The following is a 22,675-nucleotide window of genomic DNA, read 5'->3' on the forward strand; positions in this document are numbered from 1 at the left end:
GTTTTTATAGGGGTTGTGTGGCCTGCGTGTGATTTGATGAATCACTTATTAAGCACCGCAAAATACCTGATACGTTCAATTATCATCAGGGAGAGCTTTTTATGAACAATATATTTATCTTTAAGATGACTTTCACCGGTTTATCATAAAAGGGCACAGTAATGCGCCCGGAATTTCCCGTTTACCTCCACTTAAATTTCTGAATCTTACTGTCATACCCACCCCGATTCTCCGCTTCGCAGGAGAGGGCGCTGACCGGGCCGTTTTGCCTTACCCCTTCCGGCACACTTCTTGCTTTACTTTCTCAATCTCTGGCCAATATCAGGTTCATTCATGTCCCTTTCTGCCCTTAATTTTGTACTGGCATCGAAAAAAAGTGAAATTCTCTGCCTGCAACAGCTGTTGGAAATGGGCAGGCTGGTCGGCGCGGTCAGCAGGCTGATCCACATGCTGCAACGTGAACGGGGCACGGCGAATATCTATTTATGTTCGCACGGCGAACTGTGGGCGGAGCAACTGGGTGAGCGGGCGCTACAGGTCCGGATGGCGGAACAGGCAGTGGATCAGCAGTTGCTTGCGCTGGATCTGAACGGTCAGAGCATAGGTAATGCGCCGCGTCTGTTCAGCCGTATCGCTGCCGTCTTACACAGCCTCAGCACCTTGCCGGTGTTGCGCCGTCAGGTGCAGGTACAGGATATCAGCCAGCCGGAAGCGATGCGGCAATACAGCGAGGTTATCCGCACACATTTGGCGCTGGTGTTTGAAGCCGCTGATATTTCAGGTGATCCGTCTATTTCGCGTACGTTACTGGCAATGTTCAGTTTTATGCAGGGTAAAGAACTGGCCGGACAGGAGCGTGCAACCGGCGCAGCAGGATTTGCCGCACGGCATTTCGATGACGTGGCACACCAGCAGCTTTTGGCACTGATCGAAGGCCAGGAGCGGTGTTTTCAAACCTTCAGGGAGTTTGCCGATGCCCGCTGTCTGGCGCTGTGGCAACAGCAACTGGACACCGACAGCAGCGAGTTCGAGCGCCTGCGGCGAATTGCCTGTACCCGCACCACACCGGCGGACGAGGGTCCGGCTGCCGCACTGCGTTGGTTTGAGGTGACCACGGCACGTATTGACGGGATGAAAGTGGTGGAAGATGTGCTTGAAGACGTTCTGATGGCGTGCTGCCGCGAGCGGATCCGTGAAGCGCAGGCGTCTCTTGCCCTTCAGCAGCAGGATATCGGGCAAATTCCCCCGCAGGATTCGCATTATCCGGCGCTGATCCCGCCGCAACTGAGTCGTTCCGTCCTGGAACTGGTCGAGCAGCAATCCCGTCAGTTACAGGTACTCGACGCTGAACTGGCCGGGCTTCGCGCGACGCTGGCTGAGCGAAAGCTGGTGGAACGCGCCAAAGGATTGCTGATGCAACATCACGGACTGACCGAACCGCAGGCGCATAAAACCCTGCGTGATATGGCGATGAACCAGAACAAGAAACTGTCGGACATCGCCGAAGCGATGCTCGCGGTGTCGGCAGTATTAGGGAAGAAAAGTGATTAATCCTTAAGGAGTATCTGCACTGTTGGTGTGCCATTGTGATGTGCACCACGTTCTGTCGCGGTGCACCGGGCGGCGGGAATGACGCGGCAAAGCCGCTAACAGTCTGTTTTTACAGTGATGTACGAAGTTGGCATATAAGCTGCATTGTTTTTACGACATAAGGACTAAACCAATGGCGGTTTAGTCAGGATTACGGATAAAGGCGTCCGTCAGCGTTCAGGAAACTGAGCGCTGACTGGACGCTTTTTTTTTGTTCATTTTTCAACATCACAGGAAGCCGCAATGACGCCAGATGATAAAAAAACTCCGGGACAATTCTCCCGCCGCCGCTTTATTGCCGGCAGTGCGGTACTGGGCGGCAGCATGATGATGCCGGGCTTTATGAACAGCGTCTGGGCGGCCGGTTCAGATGCGCCCGAGAAAAAAGAAATCCGCGTCGGATTTATTCCGCTGACCGATTGTGCCTCCGTGGTGATGGCGGCAGTGAAAAAATTTGATGAAAAGTACGGCATCAAAATTATCCCCAGCAAGGAATCGAGCTGGGCATCAGTGCGCGACAAACTCGTGTCCGGCGAACTCGATGCCGCGCATGTGCTTTACGGGCTGGTGTATGGCCTGCAACTGGGCGTATCCGGTCCGCAGCACGACATGGCAATGCTGATGTCGCTCAATAACAACGGACAGGCGATCACGCTTTCTAATCAGCTGAAACAGGCCGGTGTCACCGACGGGGACTCGCTGAAAAAAAGGGTCGATGCCAGCGCGAAAGGCACCTACACCTTTGCGCAGACTTTCCCCACCGGTACTCACGCCATGTGGCTGTATTACTGGCTGGCGAACGCCGGTATCCACCCGTTTAACGATGTGCGTAACGTGGTCGTGCCGCCGCCGCAAATGGCAGTGAACATGAAGATCGGCAACATGAGCGGTTACTGCGTCGGCGAACCCTGGAATCAGCGCGCCATTCAGGACGAAATAGGTTTCACTGCGGTCACGTCACAGGATATCTGGCCGGATCATCCGGAAAAAATTCTCGGCACCACGTCGGCCTGGGTCGCGGCTAATCCCAACGCCGCCCGTTCGCTGACCGCTGCGGTACTTGACGCCTCACGCTGGATTGACACTTCTGACGCCAACCGTATCGAAACCGCGCAGGTTATCTCAGCACGAGCCTACATCAATACGCCGGTGGCAACGATTCAGGGACGGATGCTTGGCGATTACGAAAACGGACTGGGCAAAAAGTGGAAAGACGCACACAGCATGCGTTTCTTCAACGACGGCGCGGTCAACTATCCGTATCTCTCCGACGGCATGTGGTTCCTGACTCAGCACAAACGCTGGGGATTGCTGAACAATGATCCGGACTATCTGGCCGTCGCCCAAAAAATTAACCGTATTGACGTCTATAAACAGGCGGCGACTGCAGCCGGTGGCATCAACCTGCCGTCCGGTGATATGCGCAGCAGCACGCTGACAGACGGAAAAGTCTGGGACGGCAGCAACCCTGCCGAATATGCCAACAGTTTTGCCATGAAACGTTAAGTGAGGTCGCTGATGTCCATGAATTCAAAATCTCATGTTGTCGCGCTGCCTGAACCGGTGAGTGCACAAATTGTACCGATCGCCCCGGTAACGCAGAACGCAGCCGCGCCGGTCAGTGCCGTAAAAACGACTGATACCGCACGGTTGCGCGTCGTGATGCACCGTGTTTTGCAAAAAGCTATTCCGGCGCTGCTGGGAGCCATCGTACTGATCGCCATCTGGCAAATTGCCGCGCTCAGCAGTAACGGGTTTCCGACCCCGCTGAAAACCTGGGAAGCGGCGAAAGTGATTTTCGCCGATCCGTTTTACATCGCCGGGCCGAACGACATGGGCATTGGCTGGAACGTTCTGGCGTCGCTTAAACGTGTGGCGATGGGCTTCGGGCTGGCGGCACTGATCGGCATCCCGGCGGGATTTCTGATCGGGCGCTTCAGTTTTATCGCCAGCATGCTTAATCCGATCATTTCATTGCTGCGACCAGTCAGTCCGCTGGCCTGGTTGCCTATCGGTTTGCTGTTATTCCAGCGCGCAGAACCCGCCTCGGCGTGGACCATTTTTATCTGCTCGATCTGGCCGATGATCCTCAACACGGCTGAGGGCGTAATGCGTATTCCGCAGGATTATCTCAACGTCGCGCGGGTGCTGAAACTCAGTGAATTCACCGTGATGCGCAAGATCCTTTTTCCTGCCGTACTGCCTTACATCCTCACCGGTGTACGTCTGTCGATTGGTATCGCGTGGCTGGTGATTGTTGCCGCCGAAATGCTCACCGGTGGTGTCGGGATTGGTTTCTGGATCTGGAACGAATGGAACAACCTCAACGTGGAAAACATCATTATCGCCATTCTGCTGATTGGGGGGGTGGGGATGGTGCTGGAACAGGGGTTGATGGCCATTGCCCGTCGCTTCAGTTATGACAACCGTTAGGAGCCTGAGATGAAAAACAACCAAGCCGTTATCCGCGTGCAGAACGTCAGCCAGAGTTTCCCGACCGCCAAAGGCCCGTTTCTGGCGCTCGACAATGTCAGCTTTGATATTGCACAGGGTGAAACGGTCAGCCTGATTGGTCATTCCGGTTGCGGAAAATCCACCTTGCTGAACCTGATTGCCGGGCTGAGCCGTCCGACGGAAGGCGTGCTGCTGTGTGATAACCAGGAAATTACCGGTCCTGGCCCGGAACGCGGCGTGGTGTTTCAGAACCATTCTCTGCTGCCGTGGCTGACCACTTTTGAGAACGTCGCGCTGGCGGTGAATCAGGTGTTCAAAGGGGTAATGAGTAAAAGTGAAATGCGTGACTGGATTTCGCACAACCTCGACCTGGTGCACATGGGACACGCTGCCGATAAACGTCCGGGTGAGATTTCCGGCGGTATGAAACAGCGGGTGGGCATCGCCCGTGCACTGGCGATGAAACCGAAAGTGTTACTGATGGATGAACCCTTCGGCGCACTCGACGCTTTAACCCGTGCGCATTTGCAGGATGCGGTGATGGAGATCCAGTCACGCCTGAAAACCACGATTTTGCTTATTACACATGACGTGGACGAAGCGGTGCTGCTTTCGGATCGCGTAATGATGATGACCAACGGACCGGCAGCAAAAGTCGGCGACGTGTTGCAGGTGGAACTGGCGCGCCCGCGCTCACGGCTGGCACTGGCGAACGACCCTATGTTCCACCAGTACCGTCAGCAGGTTCTGCAGTTCCTGTATGAAAAACACCGGTCGGTTGCCTGATTCAGCAGGCGGGATAAGCGCAATGGATAAACCCACTCTGATAGTGATCGGCAACGGAATGGCGGGCGTACGGCTGGTGGAAAGGCTGTGCGAACGTGCGCCGGACCGTTACCGCATTTTGGTCATCGGCGAAGAAAATCAACCCGCGTATAACCGCATTCTGCTTACACCGGTACTTGCCGGGGAGAAACATTTCGATGAGATCGTGACCCATGACGCGCAGTGGTACAAACGTCACAACGTCACGTTTATCGCCGGGGAGGCAGCGACGGAAATTAACCGCGCTGCCCGCAGGGTACGGGCTGGCGGGCGGGTGTTTGATTATGACCATCTGGTGCTCGCCACCGGTTCGCGGCCTTTTATGCCGCCGGTGCCGGGCGCACAACTGCAGGGTATTCACGGTTTCAGAAATCAGCAGGATGTGGAAAACATCCTCCGCGGAGAGGACGACGGACAACTGGTCGCGGTGATTGGCGGCGGCGTTTTAGGGGTAGAAACCGCCGCCGCACTGGCGCTGAGAGGCATGCAGGTCAGCCTGTTGCATCGCGGCGCTCATCTGATGGACAGCCAGCTTGATGAACATACCGCAGAACTGCTTCGTGTCAGCCTCGGGACACGCGGTATCAGGTCGGTTTTGCAGGCGCAGACGGTGGCATATGCCGGTGACCCTTCCGGCAACGTCAGAGCGGTGATACTCAGCGACGGGCGTGAAATTCCTGCGCGGCGCGTGGTGGTGGCCGCCGGTGTCCGGCCCGATATTGCGCTGGCGCAGGCTGCCGGACTGGATTGTGATCGCGGCATTCTGGTCAGCGACACGCTGCAAACCACCGACCCGGCTATTTCGGCCATCGGTGAATGCTGCCAGCAGGGGGACCTGACCGCCGGTCTGGTCGCGCCGTGCTGGCAACAGGCTGAGACGCTGGCGGCCCGTCTGGCGGGTGCACCGGTCGTTTCTTCGGTGGAGCACAGGGCACCGCTGCGTCTGAAAGTAACCGGCATTGATCTGTTCTGCGCCGGTGAACTGCACGGCGGTGACGGCGAACAAATTCACACGATGTCTGATCCGGTTGTCGGTCACTACCGCCGCCTGTTGCTGCGCGACAACCAGCTTACCGGCGTACTGCTGTGGGGCGATATCAGCGACGGACCGGCGTACTTCACCCGCATCAGCAATCCCGTCATCCACCGGATGCCACTGAGCATCTTCAGCCCCGGCGATGAACCGGCCGCTGACGGCCTTCCGCCCGTTAAATCAGAACAGTTACCCGCCGGGGTAACCAGGAGCACAGTAATGTCGAAACCCGTATTAGTTATGGCCGGACACGGCATGGTCGGCCACCATTTCCTGCAACAATTGGTCGAGCGTGAATTGCATCTTCAATACCAGGTAATTGTTTTTGCAGAAGAAAAGTCACCCGCTTACGACCGGGTACATTTGTCTGAGTTTTTCTCCGGTCGCAGTGCTGAGTCGCTGTCGGTGGTAGAAGAGGGTTTCTTTGAGTCGACCGGCATTGAACTGCGCCTCGGGCACAGTATCGGTCATATCGACACCCGCCACCGGTTTGTGGTCGATCATCAGGGGCGCCAGACGGCTTACGATTTGCTGGTACTGGCGACCGGTTCTTACCCGTTTGTGCCGCCAATTCCGGGCAACGATGCGCCGGGCTGCCTGGTTTACCGCACGCTGGACGATCTGGCGGCGATTCAGGCCTGTGCAGCCACCGGCAAAACCGGTGTGGTGGTGGGCGGTGGTTTGCTGGGGCTGGAAGCAGCGAATGCACTGAAACATCTCGGGTTGCAAACACATGTGGTGGAGTTTGCGCCCCGGCTGATGGGGGTTCAGCTTGATGAAGGTGGTGCCGCTATGCTGCGCCGCAAAGTTGAAGCGCTGGATGTGCAGGTGCATACCGGCAAAGAAACCCGCGCTATCGTGACCGGTGAAACCTGTCGCTATCGCATGGAATTTGCTGACGGCGGTCATCTGGAAACCGATCTGGTGCTGTTCTCCGCCGGTATCCGTCCGCGCGATCAGCTGGCAAAAGAGTGCGGGCTGGAGGTCGGGCCGCGTGGCGGCATTGTGATTAACGATCAGTGCCGTACCTCTGATCCTGCCATTTTTGCTATCGGCGAATGTGCCTTATGGAACGGGCAGATTTTCGGTCTGGTCGCCCCCGGCTACCAGATGGCGCGCACGCTGGCCGATACGCTTTCCGGCAGCGAGGTGGCGTTTAAAGGCGCGGACATGAGCACTAAACTGAAACTGCTGGGCGTAGAAGTGGCCTCAGTCGGCGATGCGCATGGCCGCACGCCGGGCAGTCAGAGTTATAGCTGGGTCGACGGTCCGGCGGAAGTGTACAAAAAAATCGTGGTCTCGCAGGACGGCAAACGCCTGCTCGGCGCGGTGCTGGTCGGCGACAGCAACGAATACAGCACGTTGTTGCAGATGATGCTCAACGATATGCCGCTGCCCGCCAGTCCGGAAAACCTGATCCTGCCCGTCAGTGCCGGTGCAGCGCCACACACGCCGGGCGTCGCGGCACTGCCGGACGGCGCGCAAATTTGTTCCTGCCATAACGTCAGCAAATCAGATATCTGTGACGCGGTGAAGGGCGGTTGCGGCGATATGGCGGCGGTCAAAGCCTGCACCAAAGCGGCGACCGGCTGCGGCGGCTGTGCAGCGCTGACCAAACAGGTGATGGAATTCGCGCTGACCGAAATGGGCGTAGAAGTGAAAAAAGACGTCTGCGAGCACTTTGCCTATTCGCGTCAGGAAATTTATCACCTGGTGCGTATGGGCAAGCTTCGCAGCTTTGATGAACTGATTGAGAAACACGGCCACGGCCGCGGCTGTGAAATCTGCAAGCCGCTGGTGGGATCCATTCTGGCGTCCTGCTGGAACGATTACCTGCTCAAACCGCAGCATTTACCGTTGCAGGACACCAACGATCGTTACTTCGCCAACATTCAGAAAGACGGAACCTATTCCGTGGTGCCGCGCATTCCGGCCGGTGAAATCACCCCCGACGGGCTTATCGCTATTGGCCAGATTGCAAAACGTTACAACCTCTATACCAAAATTACCGGCGGGCAACGGGTGGATTTATTCGGTGCCCGCCTCGAACAACTGCCAGAAATCTGGCAGCAACTGGTGGACGCCGGGTTTGAAACCGGTCACGCCTATGGCAAATCGCTGCGCACGGTGAAATCCTGTGTCGGTTCAAGCTGGTGTCGCTATGGGGTGCAGGATTCCACCAGGCTGGCGCTGCAACTGGAGAATCGTTACAAGGGGCTGCGCTCCCCGCATAAAATCAAAATGGCGGTCTCGGGTTGTACCCGTGAATGCGCCGAAGCACAGAGCAAAGACGTCGGCGTGATTGCCACCGAAAAGGGCTGGAACCTCTACGTGTGCGGCAACGGCGGCATGAAACCGCGCCACGCTGATTTACTGGCGCAGGACATGAGCACGGAAGATCTGATCCGCACCGTAGACCGCTTTCTGATGTTTTACATCCGTACCGCTGACCGCCTGCAACGTACCAGCACCTGGATGGATAACCTTGAAGGCGGCATGGATTACCTGCGTCAGGTGGTGCTGGAAGACAGCCTGCACATTGGCGCAGAACTGGAAAGTGAGATGAACGCAGTGGTCGGCACGTATCAGTGCGAATGGCAAACCACGCTGGCAGATCCGGACCGGCTGGCGCTGTTTCGCCCGTTCGTCAACAGCAACGAGCCGGATGAAACGGTAGTGATGGTGACGGAGCGTCAGCAGGTTCGACCGGCAACGTCGCAGGAACGGGCTGTTATTGCCGTTAACGCGGTCAACCCGCCGGTGATGGCGGTGCAGGGCTGGGTGGCTTTGTGCGATCTGAGTGCCATTCCGGCCAATGCCGGTATGGCGGCGCGGCTGGCTAACCGGCAGATTGCGCTGTTCCATTTACCGGATCATCCGCAGCAGGTTTTCGCGCTGAGTAACCATGAGCCGGACAGCGACGCCAACGTGCTGGCACGCGGGCTGGTGGGTGATGTGAAAGGTGAGCCGGTGGTAATTTCGCCGCTGTACAAACAGCGTTTCCGTTTACACGACGGGCGCAGCGTGGACGACGCGCAGACGACACTGAACGTGTGGCCGGTGAAAGTGGAAAATGGCCGCGTCTGGGTACAGGAACAGCCGGGGGTGAAAACCGCCGACACCGACATTATCGCGACGGTCAGTGTATGAAAAAAACTGTCGCCACAACACCAGCACTGACCACCTGCGCCTATTGTGGCGTCGGGTGTGGTGTCAGCATGCAGCCGCAGGCCGGAGGGTTCAGTGCCAGCGGTGATAAAACACATCCGGCCAGTCACGGGCGTTTATGCGTAAAAGGCAGCGCGCTGGGAGAAACGCTGGGTTTACAGGGGCGTCTGTTGCAGCCGGAAATTGATCATCAGCCGGTCAGCTGGGCGCTGGCGCTCGATACGATAGCGCAGCGGTTGCGGGCGGTCATCGGCGAACATGGACCGCAGGCGGTGGCGTTTTACGGTTCCGGTCAGTTACTGACCGAAGATTATTATGTCGCCAATAAACTGATGAAAGGCTTTATCGGCGCGGGAAATATGGATACCAATTCGCGGCTGTGCATGGCTTCTGCCGTGGCGGGTTACAAACGCGCGTTCGGGGCCGACGCCGTGCCGTGCAGTTATCAGGATCTGGAACTGGCCGACTGCGTCTTGCTGACCGGTTCAAATACAGCATGGGCGCATCCTGTCGTGTATCAGCGGCTGGCGCAGGCCAAAAAGGACCGGCCACAGATGCGCATTATTGTTATTGATCCGCGCCAGACCGCCACCTGTGATATCGCCGATTTGCATCTGGCGTTGCAACCTGGCAGTGACGCGGCGTTGTTCTGTGGTGCGCTGAACGCGATGGCGGAGAGCGGAAAACTCGACAGCGCTTTCCTGCAACACCATACGCAGGGGGCTGAAGATGCCTTGCGGGCGGCGCGGGACTGGACAGTGGCGCGTACCGCCGCGTATTGCGGATTACCGGTGGATCAGTTGCTGGCGTTTTACCAGATGATAGGCCACAGCCAGCGGCTGGTGACGCTGTATTCGATGGGGATCAACCAGTCCGGTTCCGGCGTGGATAAATGCAACGCCATTATTAACCTGCACCTGGCAACCGGCCATATCGGGCGCGCGGGCTGCGGACCGTTTTCGATTACCGGTCAGCCGAACGCGATGGGCGGACGGGAGGTCGGTGGGCTGGCCAATCAGCTGGCGTCGCACATGGGCTTTACGCCGGAAGATATCAGCCGCGTAGGGCGCTTCTGGAAAAGTGACGTCGTAACAAAAACAGCCGGACTGAACGCTGTGGATCTGTTCCGCGCGGTAGAAGAAGGCCGGATAAAAGCGGTGTGGATCATGGGCACTAATCCGCTGGTATCGCTGCCGGATGCCGACCGGGTGCGGGCCGGACTGGCGCGCTGCCCGCTGGTGATAGTCTCTGACATGATGCGCGACACCGATACCACCCGCGCCGCGCATATCTGCCTGCCCGCGCTGGGCTGGGGCGAGAAAAACGGCACCGTGACCAATTCCGAACGCTGTATCTCGCGCCAGCGTGCGTTTCTGCCCGCACCGGGTGAGGCGAAACCGGACTGGTGGATCCTCTGTCAGGTCGCGCAGCGTCTGGGGTTTGCCGAAGCATTCGCCTGGCAGCATCCGGCGGAGATTTTCCGTGAACATGCGGCGCTTTCCGGCTTTGAAAATCACGGTTCGCGGGCATTTGATATCAGCGGGCTGGCGCAGCTTTCGGATGAGGAATGGGACACCCTGCGGCCTGTACAGTGGCCGGTGAATGCGGCAAATCCGCAGGGCACGGCGCGCCTGTTTACGGATAACACGTTCTTCCATCCTGACGGCAAAGCGCGGCTGATCCCGGTCACGCCCAGGCTGCCGGTCAATCAGCCAAACGCTGCATATCCGCTGATCATGAACACCGGCAGGGTTCGTGACCAGTGGCACACGATGACGCGCACCGGTAAGTCAGCGCGGCTGATGCAGCACATCAGTGAACCGTTTTGTCAGTTTCACCCCGACGATGCGCCGCAGATCCGGTCCGGCGATCTGGTGCGCGTTGCCTCCTCGCACGGCTGGCTGTTGCTGCGCGCCCAACCTGATCCTCTGCAACGGCGCGGCAGTGTGTTTGTGCCGATGCACTGGAACAGCAGGTTCAGCCAGCAGGCACGGGTTGATGCGCTGATTGAAGCGCATGTTGATCCGCTGTCGGGACAGCCGGAAAGCAAACATATGCCGGTCAGCCTGAGCCGCTGGCCTGCCGCGTGGCAGGCCGAACTGTTTGTGCGTGGTGAAAATATTACGCCACCAGTGACGACGTACTGGAGCCTGATCACCCAGCCGGGTGTGACCCACTTTACGCTGGCCGACTCTTCGCTGCCGGCAGACTGGATGGCGTGGCTGAAGGAGTCTTACTCCACGGACAACCTGATCTGCCAGACCGCGCAACTGGGCGATGACGGTTTCAGCCTGCTGGCCTGGTCTGACGGCGCGTTACAACTGGCGTTCTATGCCCGCCGCAGGCCGCCGTCACCCGACCGGCCGGCTGTGCTGGCGGCATTCACCACACCGCCGCACACGGCACAGCAGCGACTGGCATTACTGGCCGGCCGTGCCGGCAGCGATAAAAAACCCGCCGGTGCCATTATTTGCAGCTGTTATGCCGTGGGGGAAATGCCGATCACTGAAGCCGTCCGCCAGGGATGTCACAACGTGCAACAGCTTGGCGAAAAACTAAAATGCGGCACAAATTGCGGCTCATGCATTCCTGAACTCAAAAAAATCATTGCCGGTCAGCGTGCCACGCTGACGGCGGGAGACAGCCAATGAACAACATTCCCGAAAAAACATTACAGATGCAGCAGATCGCGCAAATTCTGGCGGGTGCCAGCCGGCGTAATCCGGTGTGTCGCGGTGAAGTCTGGCTGGTCGGAGCGGGGCCGGGGGATGTCGAGCTGCTGACCCTGAAAGCGCTGCGCGTGATCCAGCAGGCGGATGTGGTGGTGTTTGACCGGCTGGTGTCTGAGCCGGTGATGGCGCTGATCCCCGGCGAGGCGCTGCGTATCGATGCCGGTAAATCGACGCGCAATCACACGCTGGGACAGGAAGAAATTAATCAGTTGCTGGTCAGTCTGGCCCAGACCGGGTATCGCGTGGTGCGCCTCAAAGGTGGCGATCCGTTTGTATTCGGTCGCGGCGGCGAGGAGATGGCACATTGCCAGCAGCACGGCGTGCTGTGTCACATCGTGCCGGGTATCACGGCGGCGATGGGGTGTGCGGCATCCACGGGTATTCCGTTGACCCACCGCAGTCTGGCCCAGTCAGTGCGGTTTGTGACCGGTCATGGCGCACAGGGTGAGCCGGATGTTGACTGGCGGGCGCTGGCCGAAGCGCGTCAGACGCTGGTGTTTTATATGGGCATTGCCAACAGCAAAACCATCAGCCACCAGCTGATGGCGCATGGCTTACCGGGGACGACCCCGGTCGCAGTCATTGAGCGCGGCACCCGGCCGGAACAGCGGGTACTGACCGGCAGGCTGGAGACACTGGCAGACATGATCCTTACCGGACAGGTGCAAACGCCTGCGCTGCTGATTGTCGGTGAGGTGGTGGGGATGTACCGGGCAGAGGGGCAGCGTCAAGACTGTGGGTTGCCACTCCCGCTGGCCTTAAGAGGCGACTACCGCCGCGCCTCTTAAATCTCTCCGGCCTGGAGCCTTTGCTCTCCAGGCTGCTCCGTTAAGCAAGATCCCTGAATGGCCTGCATGCACAATTTCCCCGTACGATCATCCGAAAAGCTTATGCTTAATTGATCCATCTATATCCTTTTTTGTTAGTGGCACCGACCTCATTCCTTATGCAATCCTCTGACTCACAAAAGAAAAAAATTAAATCTCCTGCTTTGTAAATTTGGGGCGCGAGCCCTCTGCAGACTATTCATAAGGAAAAACGATGGCCGTTATTCAGTTTAATAAACGTCAAATGACAACAAGCAAAATTGCTGCCGGTTTGTTTCTGGCACTCAGCACGCTTTCCACTTTTGCCGCCCATGCTGACCAGCTGGCGGATATCAAAAAAGCCGGTGTTGTGAAAGTGGCGACTTTTGATTCCAATCCGCCGTTTGGGTCTGTGGATGCGAAAACGCACGATATTGTCGGTTATGACGTCGATTTCGCCAAAGCGCTGGCGAAAACACTGGGTGTGAAATTGCAACTGGTGCCGACTAATCCGGCCAACCGTATTCCGTTGTTGCAGTCCGGCAAGGCGGATCTGATCGTGGCTGATATCACCATCACGCCGGAACGCGCGAAAGTAATCGACTTCTCCGTGCCTTATTTCGTCACCGGCCAGCAGTTCCTGGTGCCTGCGGGTTCACCGGATAAACTGGATGCCTATGCCACGGCGCGCATTGGCGCGGTGAAAGGTACCACCGGCGAGCAGGAGTTGCATAACCGCTTCCCGCAATCCCGTGTGTTGTCTTATGACGATATTCCGCTGGCGCTTTCCGCTTTACGTAACGGCAACGTGCAGGCGATTACCCAGGACAGCACCATTCTGGCCGGTCTGCTGGATGGCGCGCCGGACAAGGCAAAATATAAAGTGCTGCCTGAATTACTGAGCAAGGAAGAGATTGGCGTTGGCGTGAAAAAAGGCGAAACCAGCCTGCTGAAAGTGGTCAACGACGAACTGCTGAATCTGGAGAAAAATGGCCAGGCGGTCAGCATTTATAACGTCTGGTTCGGCCCGCAGACTAAATCTCCTCAGCCGCGACTGTTCAAAATTGAAGCCAAATAATTTGTTTTATGCAAGGTAAGACACATGCAGCAGGACACTATCTCAACCGCAGCATCGCCTGCGGTTTTTTCACATTCACCGGCCGCTAAAACCGCCGCCGTCGAATTTCGTCAGGTCAGTAAATCTTTTGGTCCGCATGAGGTGATCCGCAACGTCGATTTGCGTGTGGACAGCGGCGAAGTGGTGGCCGTTTGCGGGCCTTCCGGTTCCGGCAAATCCACCCTGATCCGCCTGATAAACCAGCTTGAATCCGTCACCCGCGGTGAAATTCTCATCAACGATCAGCCGGCGCAAAACCTCAAAGGTGCGGCATTACGCCAGTTACGTACGCATATCGGCTTTGTGTTTCAGCAGTTCAACCTGTATGCGCATCTCACTGCCGAGGACAATGTCAGTCTGGCGCTGATCAAAGTGCATGGCTGGAAGAAAAATGTGGCACGCGAAAAAGCACGGGCATTGCTCGGGCGTGTCGGGCTGGGGGATAAAGCGCTGCATTATCCTGATGAGCTTTCGGGAGGACAGCAGCAGCGCGTGGCGATTGCCCGTGCACTGGTCACCGATCCGGGCATTATTTTGTTTGATGAACCGACATCAGCGCTCGATCCGGAAATGATTGGCGAAGTATTGCTGGTGATGCAGGAGCTGGCGAAAAGCGGCATCACGATGATCGTGGTAACGCACGAAATGAGCTTCGCCCGTGAAATTGCCGACCGGGTGATTTTTATGGACGGAGGCGAAATTCTTGAACAGGCACAGCCGGAAGATTTCTTCCTGCGTCCGCAGCACCCGCGTGCGCAGCGTTTTTTGCAGAAAGTATTGTTTCCGCTGCATCCGCAGACAGGAGCAGGGCGATGATCTGGCATCCTGACTGGGCGGGTGTGCTGAGCGGCCAGCCGTTGCAGTGGATTATCTCCGGCTTTCTTACCACGCTGTATGTCAGCCTTGCGGGCAGTCTGATCGCCACGTTACTGACAGTGCTGCTGATCGCGCTGCGTCTGAGCGCGTCACGTATTGCCCGCGGCGCAGTGGCGGCGTTTGTTTCTGTTTTCAGGAATACGCCGTTGCTGGTGCAACTGTTGTTCTGGTATTTCGCCGCTTACGGCGCGTTGCCGCAAAGCTGGCGTTTTTACATCGGCGACAATCATCCGTGGGCGACGTTTCCGGGCAACATTTCATGGCTGACGCCGGAATTTTTGTGTGCCGCCTGGGGGCTGGCGCTGTTCACGGCGGCGTTTCTGGTGGAAGAAGTGCAGGCGGGTCTGAATTCCGTGCCCAAAGGCCAGACTGAAGCGGCGATTTCGCAGGGGTTCAGCCGCAAGACATTGCTGCTTTCCATTCTTTTGCCGCAGGCGCTGACCAACGCCTGGCAGCCCATCACCGGTCAGTATCTGAATCTGATGAAGCTTTCCTCGCTGGCGACCGGCATCGGTTTTTCGGAACTGACGTATCAGGTCAGTCAGATTGAAAGCTATAACGCACACGCCTTCGAAGGGTTTGCGGTCGGAACATTGCTGTATCTGGCGCTCGGGCTGTTCCTCGGCGGGCTGATGACGGCGTTTGGTCCGAAACGTCCGCAGCGCAGGCCGCAGGCGGCAATGACGGAGGAAACCCGCGATGGAATTTGACTGGTCTGTTTTGCAGGATAATTTCACTTATCTGCTGTGGGGAAGACTGGCCGACGGTGAGCCGGGCGGGGTGTTGCTCACATTAATCATGGCGGCATCGGCGGGCGTTCTGGCGTTACTGGCCGGGGTGCTGATGGCGGCACTGGCGTGGCGTTTCGGCGGCCGGACGCGAAAAATTCTGTTCATCTGGGCATCCTTTATCCGCGGGATCCCGCTGATTTTCGTGATTTTCTGGCTGTATTTCCTGCTGCCGGTGGTGTTTGGCGGATCGATTCCCGGCCCGCTGACGGTGATCCTGGCACTGGCCTGGTTTACCTCGGCGGCGGTGATGCATTCGACGCTGGCGGGTCTGGAAGCCTTGCCGCGCGGGCAAACCGAAGCGGGGATCGCGTCCGGCATGAGCTACGGCAAGGTGCTGTTGTTCGTGTTACTGCCGCAGGCATGGCCGAACCTGTTGCCGTCATATCTCGGATTGCTGATTTCACTGGTGAAAGATACGTCGCTGGCGTTCATCGTGAATGTGCCGGAGCTGACCACCGTGGCCGGGCAGGTCAATAACCGGGTGCAAATTTACCCGGCGGAAATCTTCCTGTTTGTCGGACTGATGTATTACCTGCTGTGCGCGTCGCTTGCTGCGTTAGCCGGTAAAGCCTTACGGCGTCGCCGCCGTTTGCACACCTAAACCCGCCGACGGCAGCGCGTGGATAAGCTGCCGCGTCCACGGATGGGCAGGGCGGTGAAACACATCATCGACCTGCCCGTGCTCCACCACGCTGCCGTCTTTCATCACCATTACCCGGTCAGCCAGATGATGGACTACACCTAAATCGTGCGAGATAAATAACAGCGCGGTACGGTGCTCGGCCTGCATTTTTGCCAGTAAGTCCAGCACCTGGGCCTGAACGGAGACATCCAGCGCACTCACCGGTTCATCGGCCACCAGCAGCGCCGGATTCGGGGCAAAGGCGCGGGCAATCGCCACGCGCTGACGCTGGCCGCCGGAAAGTTCGCGCGGATAACGGTGCAAAAAACTGTCGCCCAGCTGCACTTCATCGAGCAACTGCCGGATGCGGTTGCGCCGCTGTGCGCCAAAAATGCCTGCATTGTCGAGGCTTTCGCCGATGATTTTCTCCACGTTATAGCGCGGGTCAAACGAACTCAGCGGATCCTGTGCAATCAGCTGAATACCCCGGCGTCGCAGCCTGCGCTGCGCTTCCTCAACCTGGCTCCAGCGCTGTCCCTGGATGTTAATGGTGCCGGAAACCGGTTCGGTCAGCCCGAGGATCATGCGGGCCAGTGTGGTTTTCCCTGAGCCGGATTCGCCGACAATACCCAGCGTTTCTCCGGCAAACAGGTGCAGACTGACGTGACTGACCACCGTTTTTCCGGCGTACTCTTTGCTGAGATTACTGGCTTCCAGTACAGGATTTTGCGTTGAGATATTGCGCACAGGCAGGGGGACGCCACGCTGACCGGAGAGCTGCAAACCGCGCGTTGCCGGGCTTGGAACCGCCGCCAGCAACTGTTGCGTATACGGATGATCCGGTGCGGTCAGCAGTTTTTCACCGGGGCCTTCTTCGACCACTTTCCCCTGATGCATCACCAGAATGCGGTCCGCCAGTTGCCCGACGACCGCCAAATCGTGGCTGATCAGCAGCAGGCTTTGGCCGTTGTCACGCCGCTGTTGCAGCAGATCTAAAATCTGCTTTTGCACTGTCATGTCCAGGGCAGTGGTGGGTTCATCAGCAATCAGCAAAGAGGGATTTCCGGCCAGCGCGCTGGCAATCAAAACACGCTGGCGCAAACCGCCGGAAAGCTGATGCGGATAGGCACCGAGGCGGTTTTGCGCATCGGGAAATCCCACCGATTTTAGCGAAGCGATCACCTGTGCACTGAGTGTCTTCGGATCGGTCTGGCGGCTGGCAGTGAGCGCATCGCGAAGTTGTCGTCCAATCTGTCGCAGCGGATCGAGTGAGACCAGCGCATCCTGCAATACATAGCCAATCTGGCTGCCGCGAATTTTACGCCAGCGTCGCTGGCTTGCGCCGAGCATGTCTTCGCCGCCGATCATAAAACGATCCGCAGTAATACGCGCTTTGTCATCCTGCAAGCCAAGCAGGCTGCGCGCCGTGACCGTTTTCCCCGAACCGGATTCACCGACAAATGCAATGGATTCACCGCGCCGGAGTTGCAGATTCAGCCCGCTGACAGCCGCTTTCTCACCACCCGCAGACGGAAAGAAAATCGACAAGTTTCGGATATCAATAAACAGTTCGCTGCTCATGGGCGTTTTCCTTCAAAAGTCGCCTGCCAGTGACGCCCGAGGGTATTCACAGAAATGACGGTCAGGGTGATTGCCACACCCGGCCAGACGCCAATCCACCAGGCATTGCGCAAATAATTACGGCCTTCGGCCAGCATCAGCCCCCATTCGGCGGTCGGCGGTTGCGGCCCCATACCGAGAAAACTCAGCCCGGCGGTGCCGATAATTGCTGTGCCCAGCCCGAGCGTAGCCAGCGCCGGAACGTGCGCAATGGCGTGCGGCAAAACGTGACGCCAGACCAGCACATGACGTTTCAGCCCCAGCGTGCGGGCCTGTTCGACATAACCGGAAGACATCACCACGAAGGTCTGTGCCCGCACCACGCGGGTGAAGCGAGGCACCGAGGCCACCCCCAGGGCGAAGATAAGATTGGTGGTGCCGGGGCCGGTAAACGCGATCAGCATCAGCGCCAGCAGCAGATCGGGAAAGGCAGAAACCACGTCCACCGCGCGGCTGATCAGTTCATCCGCAGGTCCTTTAAACAAGCCGGCCAGCAGGCCGAGCAGGCTGCCAATACTCACTGCCACGGCCATCGCCGCCAGACTGATCAGCAGGGAATAGCGGCTGCCATAAATAATGCGCGCCAGCACGTCGCGGCCAAGCTGATCGGTGCCCAGCCAGTGCCCGGCAGAAGGGGGAAGCTGCGCATTGACCGGATCGGCATTTAACGGGTCGTGATGGGTCAGCAAACCGGGGAAGACCACAGCCAGTAGCACCAGACATAAAAAACTGGCAGCCAGTAAATAGCCGGCGGGAAAGCGGCGTGTGATGCGCCCGGACATCAGAAACTGACTCATGGATTTTCCTCTCCGGCAGCGGGTGCGTCGCGCAGGCGCGGATCGATAAACAGGTACAAAATGTCCACCAGTGTGCTCAGCACTACGTACACCAGTGCCGAGAAAATCGCCACCGCCAGTACTACCGGCAAATCTTTACCCAGCACGGCATCGACGGTAATTTTGCCCAAACCCGGACGGCCAAACACCTGTTCAGTGATCACCGCACCGCTGAGCAGACCGCCGATCAGCCAGCCGGTGAGGGTGACGGCAGGCAGCGCGGCATGGCGCAGCGCATGGCGTAAACGGATAACGGTGTTACCCAAACCCCAGGCGCGCAGCGTCAGAACAAAAGGTTCATTGAGTGCATCTTCCAGCCCGCGCCGCAGCACCTGCGAAACGACGGCGCCTTGTGCCAGCCCGAGTGACAGCGCCGGTAACACCAGTGACGAAAAACTGCGGTCACCGGCGACCGGAAACCAGCGCAGGGTAAAGCTGAAGATAAACAGCAGCACGATGCCAAGCCAGAAAGAGGGCGTAGAGGCCAGAATCAGTTCCACGCAGCCGGCGATACGCTGTCCCCAGCGACGGTGCGCGGTAGTGACCGCCATCAGCACGGCAAAGACCAGGCTGACCACCAGCGCCAGAGCGGTGAGTTTCAGCGTTGGCCACAGTTGCGATAACACCAGTGAACTGACGTCCGTATTAAGCAGGTACGAACGGCCAAAATCGCCGTGCAGTACCCGCCACAGGTAATGCAGATATTGCAGATACAACGGCTGATCCAATCCCCATTCAGCGCGGATCGCCGCCTCAATCGCCGGGGTGTGCACCTGTTCGCCCATCAGTAAACTGACAATATCGCCCGGCGCGAGGTAAACGCTGATAAACGACAAAGTGACCGCCGCCCAGAGTACCAGCACGCCGGTGAGTATCCGCCGGGTGATCCGCCCGCCCCATGACGGTTTGGCCTTCGGCCTGCGGGGTGAAATAAATGCAGTTTCAGCCGACATGTGCTGACTCCTTACTTCTGATTAATGCTTGCTCAGCCAGACGTCATAGGCATTTTCCGGCATCTGTTTGAACGGCCTGAAGCCGACACCGTGGACATAAGCCGCTGCCGCAATCTGGTCTTCCGGCTCGTAAAGCGGGATCGCCAGCGCCTGCTGCAACACCGCGAAATTCTGCAACTGCCCGTAGAACGTTTTGCGCTGTGCATTATCCTGCGTCAGCGACGCGCCTTTGAGCAGCGGAATGATTTCCGGCGCATCGGTGCGGCTGTAGTTGATTGAACCGCCGCCCTCGACCGGCAAATAGTGGTTTTCAATATCGATGCCGTCGGTATCCGTATTGGAGTTAGCAATCGAGCCAAACTGACCGGTTTTGCGCACTTCGGTATAGGTCCCGGAATCGACATAACGAATTTTCAGGTCGATGCCCAGGCGTTGCCGTGCCTGCGCCTGTATTGCCTGTAACAGCACATCACGCTGATCGCGCACCGTTGCCTGTGCCTGAATGATTTCAATGCGCAGGGGCTGGCCGTCTTTGGTGCGGATACCGTCAGCCCCTCTGGTTTTCCAGCCTGCGTCATCAAGCAGTTGGTTGGCGAGGGTCGGGTTATTGCCGTATTTACCGCTCAGGCTGGCGTCATACAGCGGATCCACCGGTGATGTAATGCCCCAGACGCGGGTGCGTTCGCCGCGATAAATCGACTGCAAGATCGGGGAAATATCCAGCCCCTGTAAAATCGCCTGACGGACATTCACATCCTGTGTCGGGCCATATTTCACATTAAGAAACAATGAATAAGGCGTGCCGGTATTGAGTGCGTGCTGGTAAGAGAAATCAGGATTATCTTTGAACTCACCGGCATCGTTACCCGAAACGCCTTCAATGACATCCACCTGGCCGGAAAGCAGAGCGCCGGTGCGCACTGACGATTCAGGCAGGAAACGGTAAGTCACCCCCTCGAGATACGCCGCGCCCTGATGTTTAGCATTGGCTGATGCCCAGTGGTAAGCGGGGTTACGCACATACTCAATCTGCTGGCCTTTCTCATAGCGTTTCAGAATAAACGGGCCGGTACCCGCGATGTCGGTGCCTCCGGATTTCAGCTGCGGCGACGACCAGGAAGAGGGCGAAATCAGCTTCAGACCGGCAGCAAAGGACAGAAACGGACTGTAAACATCTTTCAGCGTAATGCTGACGGTGTGTGCATCCGGCGTAGCGACGCTGGCGATTCGCCCGGCCAGCGCACAAATACTCGACCCTGCGCAATACGCCGGATCTTGTGCATGACGGAAGTTTGCGGCGACGGCGGCGGCATCGAATTTTTCTCCATTGGAGAATTTCACGTCATCGCGCAGGGTAAACGTATAGGTTTTGCCGTCGTCAGACACGTTATAGCCGGTGGCCAGCCACGGGATATACGAACCGTCCGGCTTGCGCGCTAACAGTGATTCATAAGCGACGCGCAGGATCAGCTCGGCTTTTGACTGGCCGTTTAACTGCGGATTGAGCGTATTAGGTTCAGTTTCCACGCCCCACGTCAGTGTGCCACCTTGTTGCGGTTGTTCAGCTGCATACAGCGGCTGGCCGGAAGAGAGCACTAACAGCGCGAGCGCAGAGAGAGAACGAACGTGAACAGAGGATTTCATACATTTCCCGTCAGATGATAAACCGTGAATTATTCAAATAAACTCAACCTGTAACGCCGCTTTATTCCGGGCGGCTTGAGGGATTATTAATGTCACGTTGCTAAGTTGTAAAATCACAATATTTGCTTTTCAGAAACAATAAATGACTTAAGGGGGTTCTATGGCTTAACCAAGAGGCGAAATACCGGCTTATCTCATTTGAGGGTAATAAAATGCTTTTTTCTTCGTGGTGTAATCAGCGGCGGTCTCTATTTTTAACGCAGGCAATTTAAACGCAGGCAGTTATGTGCAGATAAAGGAGAGCAGCTTGACGAATACATCCCGCAGACGCTTAAAGACCCTGGTCGGGGCAGGAAGCGTGATCCACGCCTCGAACGATACCCGCCGCCAGACGGGTATTTCACGTGCCATCACGCTGGCTAATATCGCAGAAAGAGAAAAAATCACCGGGCTGTTTACGGCCGATTTATTACAGGCTGATCCTGACGGGCTTTCCGGCCTGACCGGGAGTCAGGATCCGCTGATAACCCTTGCGGCGCTGAGTCAGGTCACGTCACAAATCGGTCTGATAGCCACGGTTTCCACCACCTATCAGCATCCGTATAATCTGGCGCGGCTGATCGGCACGCTTGATCACGTCAGCGGCGGGCGTGCGGGCTGGAACGCAGTAACGTCTTCAGTCGGCGAAGAGAATTTCGGCGATATCCGGCTGCCTGCGCCTGAAGTGCGTTACGCCAGAGCCACAGAGTTTATTGAAGTGATTAACGCACTGTTCGATGCCAATCAGCCGGATGCCGTGGTGCGCAACAAAAGCGGCGGGGTGAGTATAGATCCGCGCAAGCTGCATCCGATCAATCATCACGGGGATTTTTTCCGCGTCCAGGGCCCGCTGAACGTTCCGCCGCCGCAATACCGGCCGGTACAGTTCCAGGCCGGACAGTCAGAAGAAGGGCTGAAACTTGGCGCGAAATACGCGGAGGTGATCTACACCTCGCAACCCACACTGGAAGACGCCCGGGCCTTCGTGGAACGCGTTCATCATCATGCTGATGCCTTCGGAAGACATGAAAACCGGCCGCTCATCATGAACTCGCTCCACTCGGTCATCGGCTCAGGTCCTTCTGATGTGGCGCGCCGGTTGTTCGAAAAACACGAGCGTATTGATTATCAGCAGGGGCGTCTTAAAGTGGCGGATATGCTGGGCGGTGACATTGATTTGCGCGACCTTGCGCTGGATCAGCCCGTTCCGCTGCGGTTGTTACCGGATGTCGAACAGATAAACCGCCGTCGCGGCCGGGCAGAGATTTTTAAGCGTTTTGCCTTGCAGGGGCTGACGCTGCGCGAACTGATCATACAGGCGCAGGAAACCGGCCACTGGTTTGTCGCCGGTACGCCGGAACAGCTGGCCGACGCCATCGAAGAACGCTACCGCGCCGGTGTGCTGGATGTCATTTCCCTGCATGGCCTCGGGCAGGTGGATCAGGAAGACTTGCTGATCAACGGCCTGTTGCCGGAGTTACGGAAAAGGAAACTTATCGATACCGAATACGGGGAAGAAGATTTCAGGGGGAATCTTGGATTAGCATCCAGACTGCCGTAGATCAAGGT

General features: G+C 57.5%; 16 protein-coding genes. 12 read left to right on the forward strand and 4 right to left on the reverse strand.

The window, feature by feature from the left end; all coding sequences use genetic code 11:
• The first annotated feature begins 333 nt into the window (after positions 1 to 333).
• The 11 genes from J1785_RS16120 (at position 334) to J1785_RS16170 (ending at position 15,993) form a co-directional block, all read left to right on the forward strand.
• Positions 334 to 1,551: a nitrate regulatory protein gene (locus J1785_RS16120; RefSeq protein ID WP_217219869.1), complete on the forward strand. Its 1,218-nt coding sequence runs from the start codon at positions 334 to 336 to the stop codon at positions 1,549 to 1,551.
• A gap of 282 nt (positions 1,552 to 1,833) precedes the next feature.
• Complete coding sequence (locus tag J1785_RS16125) at positions 1,834 to 3,096, forward strand: CmpA/NrtA family ABC transporter substrate-binding protein (protein ID WP_217138718.1); 1,263 nt, start codon at positions 1,834 to 1,836, stop codon at positions 3,094 to 3,096.
• Between the two features lie 12 nt (positions 3,097 to 3,108).
• Positions 3,109 to 4,023, forward strand: coding sequence for a nitrate ABC transporter permease (ntrB, locus tag J1785_RS16130; RefSeq protein ID WP_217219871.1), 915 nt, complete (start codon positions 3,109 to 3,111; stop codon positions 4,021 to 4,023).
• Between the two features lie 9 nt (positions 4,024 to 4,032).
• Positions 4,033 to 4,830 carry an ABC transporter ATP-binding protein gene (locus tag J1785_RS16135; protein WP_217219873.1) on the forward strand — a complete coding sequence of 266 codons (798 nt, stop codon included), beginning with the start codon at positions 4,033 to 4,035 and terminating at the stop codon, positions 4,828 to 4,830.
• 22 nt (positions 4,831 to 4,852) lie between these two features.
• A complete protein-coding gene (gene nirB / locus J1785_RS16140; RefSeq protein ID WP_217219879.1) occupies positions 4,853 to 9,052 on the forward strand; it encodes a nitrite reductase large subunit NirB in 4,200 nt (1,399 codons plus the stop codon).
• A complete protein-coding gene (locus J1785_RS16145; RefSeq protein ID WP_217219880.1) occupies positions 9,049 to 11,721 on the forward strand; it encodes a nitrate reductase in 2,673 nt (890 codons plus the stop codon). The genes nirB and J1785_RS16145 overlap by 4 nt, the downstream gene beginning before the upstream one ends.
• Before the next feature lie 26 nt (positions 11,722 to 11,747).
• On the forward strand, positions 11,748 to 12,590 hold the full coding sequence (cobA, locus tag J1785_RS16150; RefSeq protein ID WP_418952322.1) for a uroporphyrinogen-III C-methyltransferase: 843 nt from the start codon (positions 11,748 to 11,750) through the stop codon (positions 12,588 to 12,590).
• A 283-nt stretch (positions 12,591 to 12,873) separates the two neighbouring features.
• A complete protein-coding gene (locus J1785_RS16155; protein ID WP_235172886.1) occupies positions 12,874 to 13,686 on the forward strand; it encodes an ABC transporter substrate-binding protein in 813 nt (270 codons plus the stop codon).
• 24 nt (positions 13,687 to 13,710) lie between these two features.
• Positions 13,711 to 14,541 (forward strand): amino acid ABC transporter ATP-binding protein, encoded by an 831-nt coding sequence (locus tag J1785_RS16160; protein ID WP_238483245.1) that lies wholly within the window; start codon positions 13,711 to 13,713, stop codon positions 14,539 to 14,541.
• Positions 14,538 to 15,311, forward strand: coding sequence for an amino acid ABC transporter permease (locus J1785_RS16165; RefSeq protein WP_217219882.1), 774 nt, complete (start codon positions 14,538 to 14,540; stop codon positions 15,309 to 15,311). Before J1785_RS16160 ends, J1785_RS16165 begins: the two co-directional genes overlap by 4 nt.
• Positions 15,301 to 15,993, forward strand: a complete 693-nt coding sequence (locus J1785_RS16170; RefSeq protein ID WP_129951405.1) for an amino acid ABC transporter permease — start codon at positions 15,301 to 15,303, stop codon at positions 15,991 to 15,993. The genes J1785_RS16165 and J1785_RS16170 overlap by 11 nt, the downstream gene beginning before the upstream one ends.
• On the opposite strand, the gene J1785_RS16175 is transcribed toward J1785_RS16170, so the two are convergent.
• The 4 genes from J1785_RS16175 to J1785_RS16190 are packed head-to-tail and all read right to left on the reverse strand — an operon-like array spanning position 15,964 to position 21,067.
• Positions 15,964 to 17,595: a dipeptide ABC transporter ATP-binding protein gene (locus J1785_RS16175; RefSeq protein ID WP_217219883.1), complete on the reverse strand. Its 1,632-nt coding sequence runs from the start codon at positions 17,593 to 17,595 to the stop codon at positions 15,964 to 15,966. The genes J1785_RS16170 and J1785_RS16175 overlap by 30 nt on opposite strands.
• Positions 17,592 to 18,431: an ABC transporter permease gene (locus J1785_RS16180; RefSeq protein ID WP_238483246.1), complete on the reverse strand. Its 840-nt coding sequence runs from the start codon at positions 18,429 to 18,431 to the stop codon at positions 17,592 to 17,594. Before J1785_RS16180 ends, J1785_RS16175 begins: the two co-directional genes overlap by 4 nt.
• Entirely contained in the window at positions 18,428 to 19,423 is a 996-nt protein-coding gene (locus tag J1785_RS16185; RefSeq protein ID WP_129951403.1) for an ABC transporter permease, read from the reverse strand. The genes J1785_RS16180 and J1785_RS16185 overlap by 4 nt, the downstream gene beginning before the upstream one ends.
• A 21-nt stretch (positions 19,424 to 19,444) precedes the next feature.
• Positions 19,445 to 21,067 carry an ABC transporter substrate-binding protein gene (locus J1785_RS16190; RefSeq protein ID WP_217219885.1) on the reverse strand — a complete coding sequence of 541 codons (1,623 nt, stop codon included), beginning with the start codon at positions 21,065 to 21,067 and terminating at the stop codon, positions 19,445 to 19,447.
• A gap of 307 nt (positions 21,068 to 21,374) precedes the next feature.
• Between J1785_RS16190 and J1785_RS16195 the strand changes: the two genes are divergently transcribed.
• Positions 21,375 to 22,667: an NtaA/DmoA family FMN-dependent monooxygenase gene (locus J1785_RS16195; RefSeq protein WP_217219887.1), complete on the forward strand. Its 1,293-nt coding sequence runs from the start codon at positions 21,375 to 21,377 to the stop codon at positions 22,665 to 22,667.
• Positions 22,668 to 22,675 lie beyond the last annotated feature (8 nt).

It is taken from the genome of Rahnella perminowiae, from assembly GCF_019049755.1.
Lineage (GTDB): Bacteria > Pseudomonadota > Gammaproteobacteria > Enterobacterales > Enterobacteriaceae > Rahnella > Rahnella perminowiae.

Coding starts and splice junctions, on each gene's coding strand:
- nirB (WP_217219879.1), top strand. CDS start 4,853: ATGGATAAACCCACTCTGATAGTGATCGGCAACGGAATGGCGGGCGTA.
- ntrB (WP_217219871.1), top strand. CDS start 3,109: ATGTCCATGAATTCAAAATCTCATGTTGTCGCGCTGCCTGAACCGGTG.
- J1785_RS16170 (WP_129951405.1), top strand. CDS start 15,301: ATGGAATTTGACTGGTCTGTTTTGCAGGATAATTTCACTTATCTGCTG.
- J1785_RS16120 (WP_217219869.1), top strand. CDS start 334: ATGTCCCTTTCTGCCCTTAATTTTGTACTGGCATCGAAAAAAAGTGAA.
- J1785_RS16185 (WP_129951403.1), bottom strand. CDS start 19,423: ATGTCGGCTGAAACTGCATTTATTTCACCCCGCAGGCCGAAGGCCAAA.
- J1785_RS16135 (WP_217219873.1), top strand. CDS start 4,033: ATGAAAAACAACCAAGCCGTTATCCGCGTGCAGAACGTCAGCCAGAGT.
- J1785_RS16190 (WP_217219885.1), bottom strand. CDS start 21,067: ATGAAATCCTCTGTTCACGTTCGTTCTCTCTCTGCGCTCGCGCTGTTA.
- J1785_RS16165 (WP_217219882.1), top strand. CDS start 14,538: ATGATCTGGCATCCTGACTGGGCGGGTGTGCTGAGCGGCCAGCCGTTG.
- J1785_RS16175 (WP_217219883.1), bottom strand. CDS start 17,595: ATGAGCAGCGAACTGTTTATTGATATCCGAAACTTGTCGATTTTCTTT.
- J1785_RS16160 (WP_238483245.1), top strand. CDS start 13,711: ATGCAGCAGGACACTATCTCAACCGCAGCATCGCCTGCGGTTTTTTCA.
- cobA (WP_418952322.1), top strand. CDS start 11,748: ATGCAGCAGATCGCGCAAATTCTGGCGGGTGCCAGCCGGCGTAATCCG.
- J1785_RS16180 (WP_238483246.1), bottom strand. CDS start 18,431: ATGAGTCAGTTTCTGATGTCCGGGCGCATCACACGCCGCTTTCCCGCC.
- J1785_RS16125 (WP_217138718.1), top strand. CDS start 1,834: ATGACGCCAGATGATAAAAAAACTCCGGGACAATTCTCCCGCCGCCGC.
- J1785_RS16155 (WP_235172886.1), top strand. CDS start 12,874: ATGACAACAAGCAAAATTGCTGCCGGTTTGTTTCTGGCACTCAGCACG.
- J1785_RS16145 (WP_217219880.1), top strand. CDS start 9,049: ATGAAAAAAACTGTCGCCACAACACCAGCACTGACCACCTGCGCCTAT.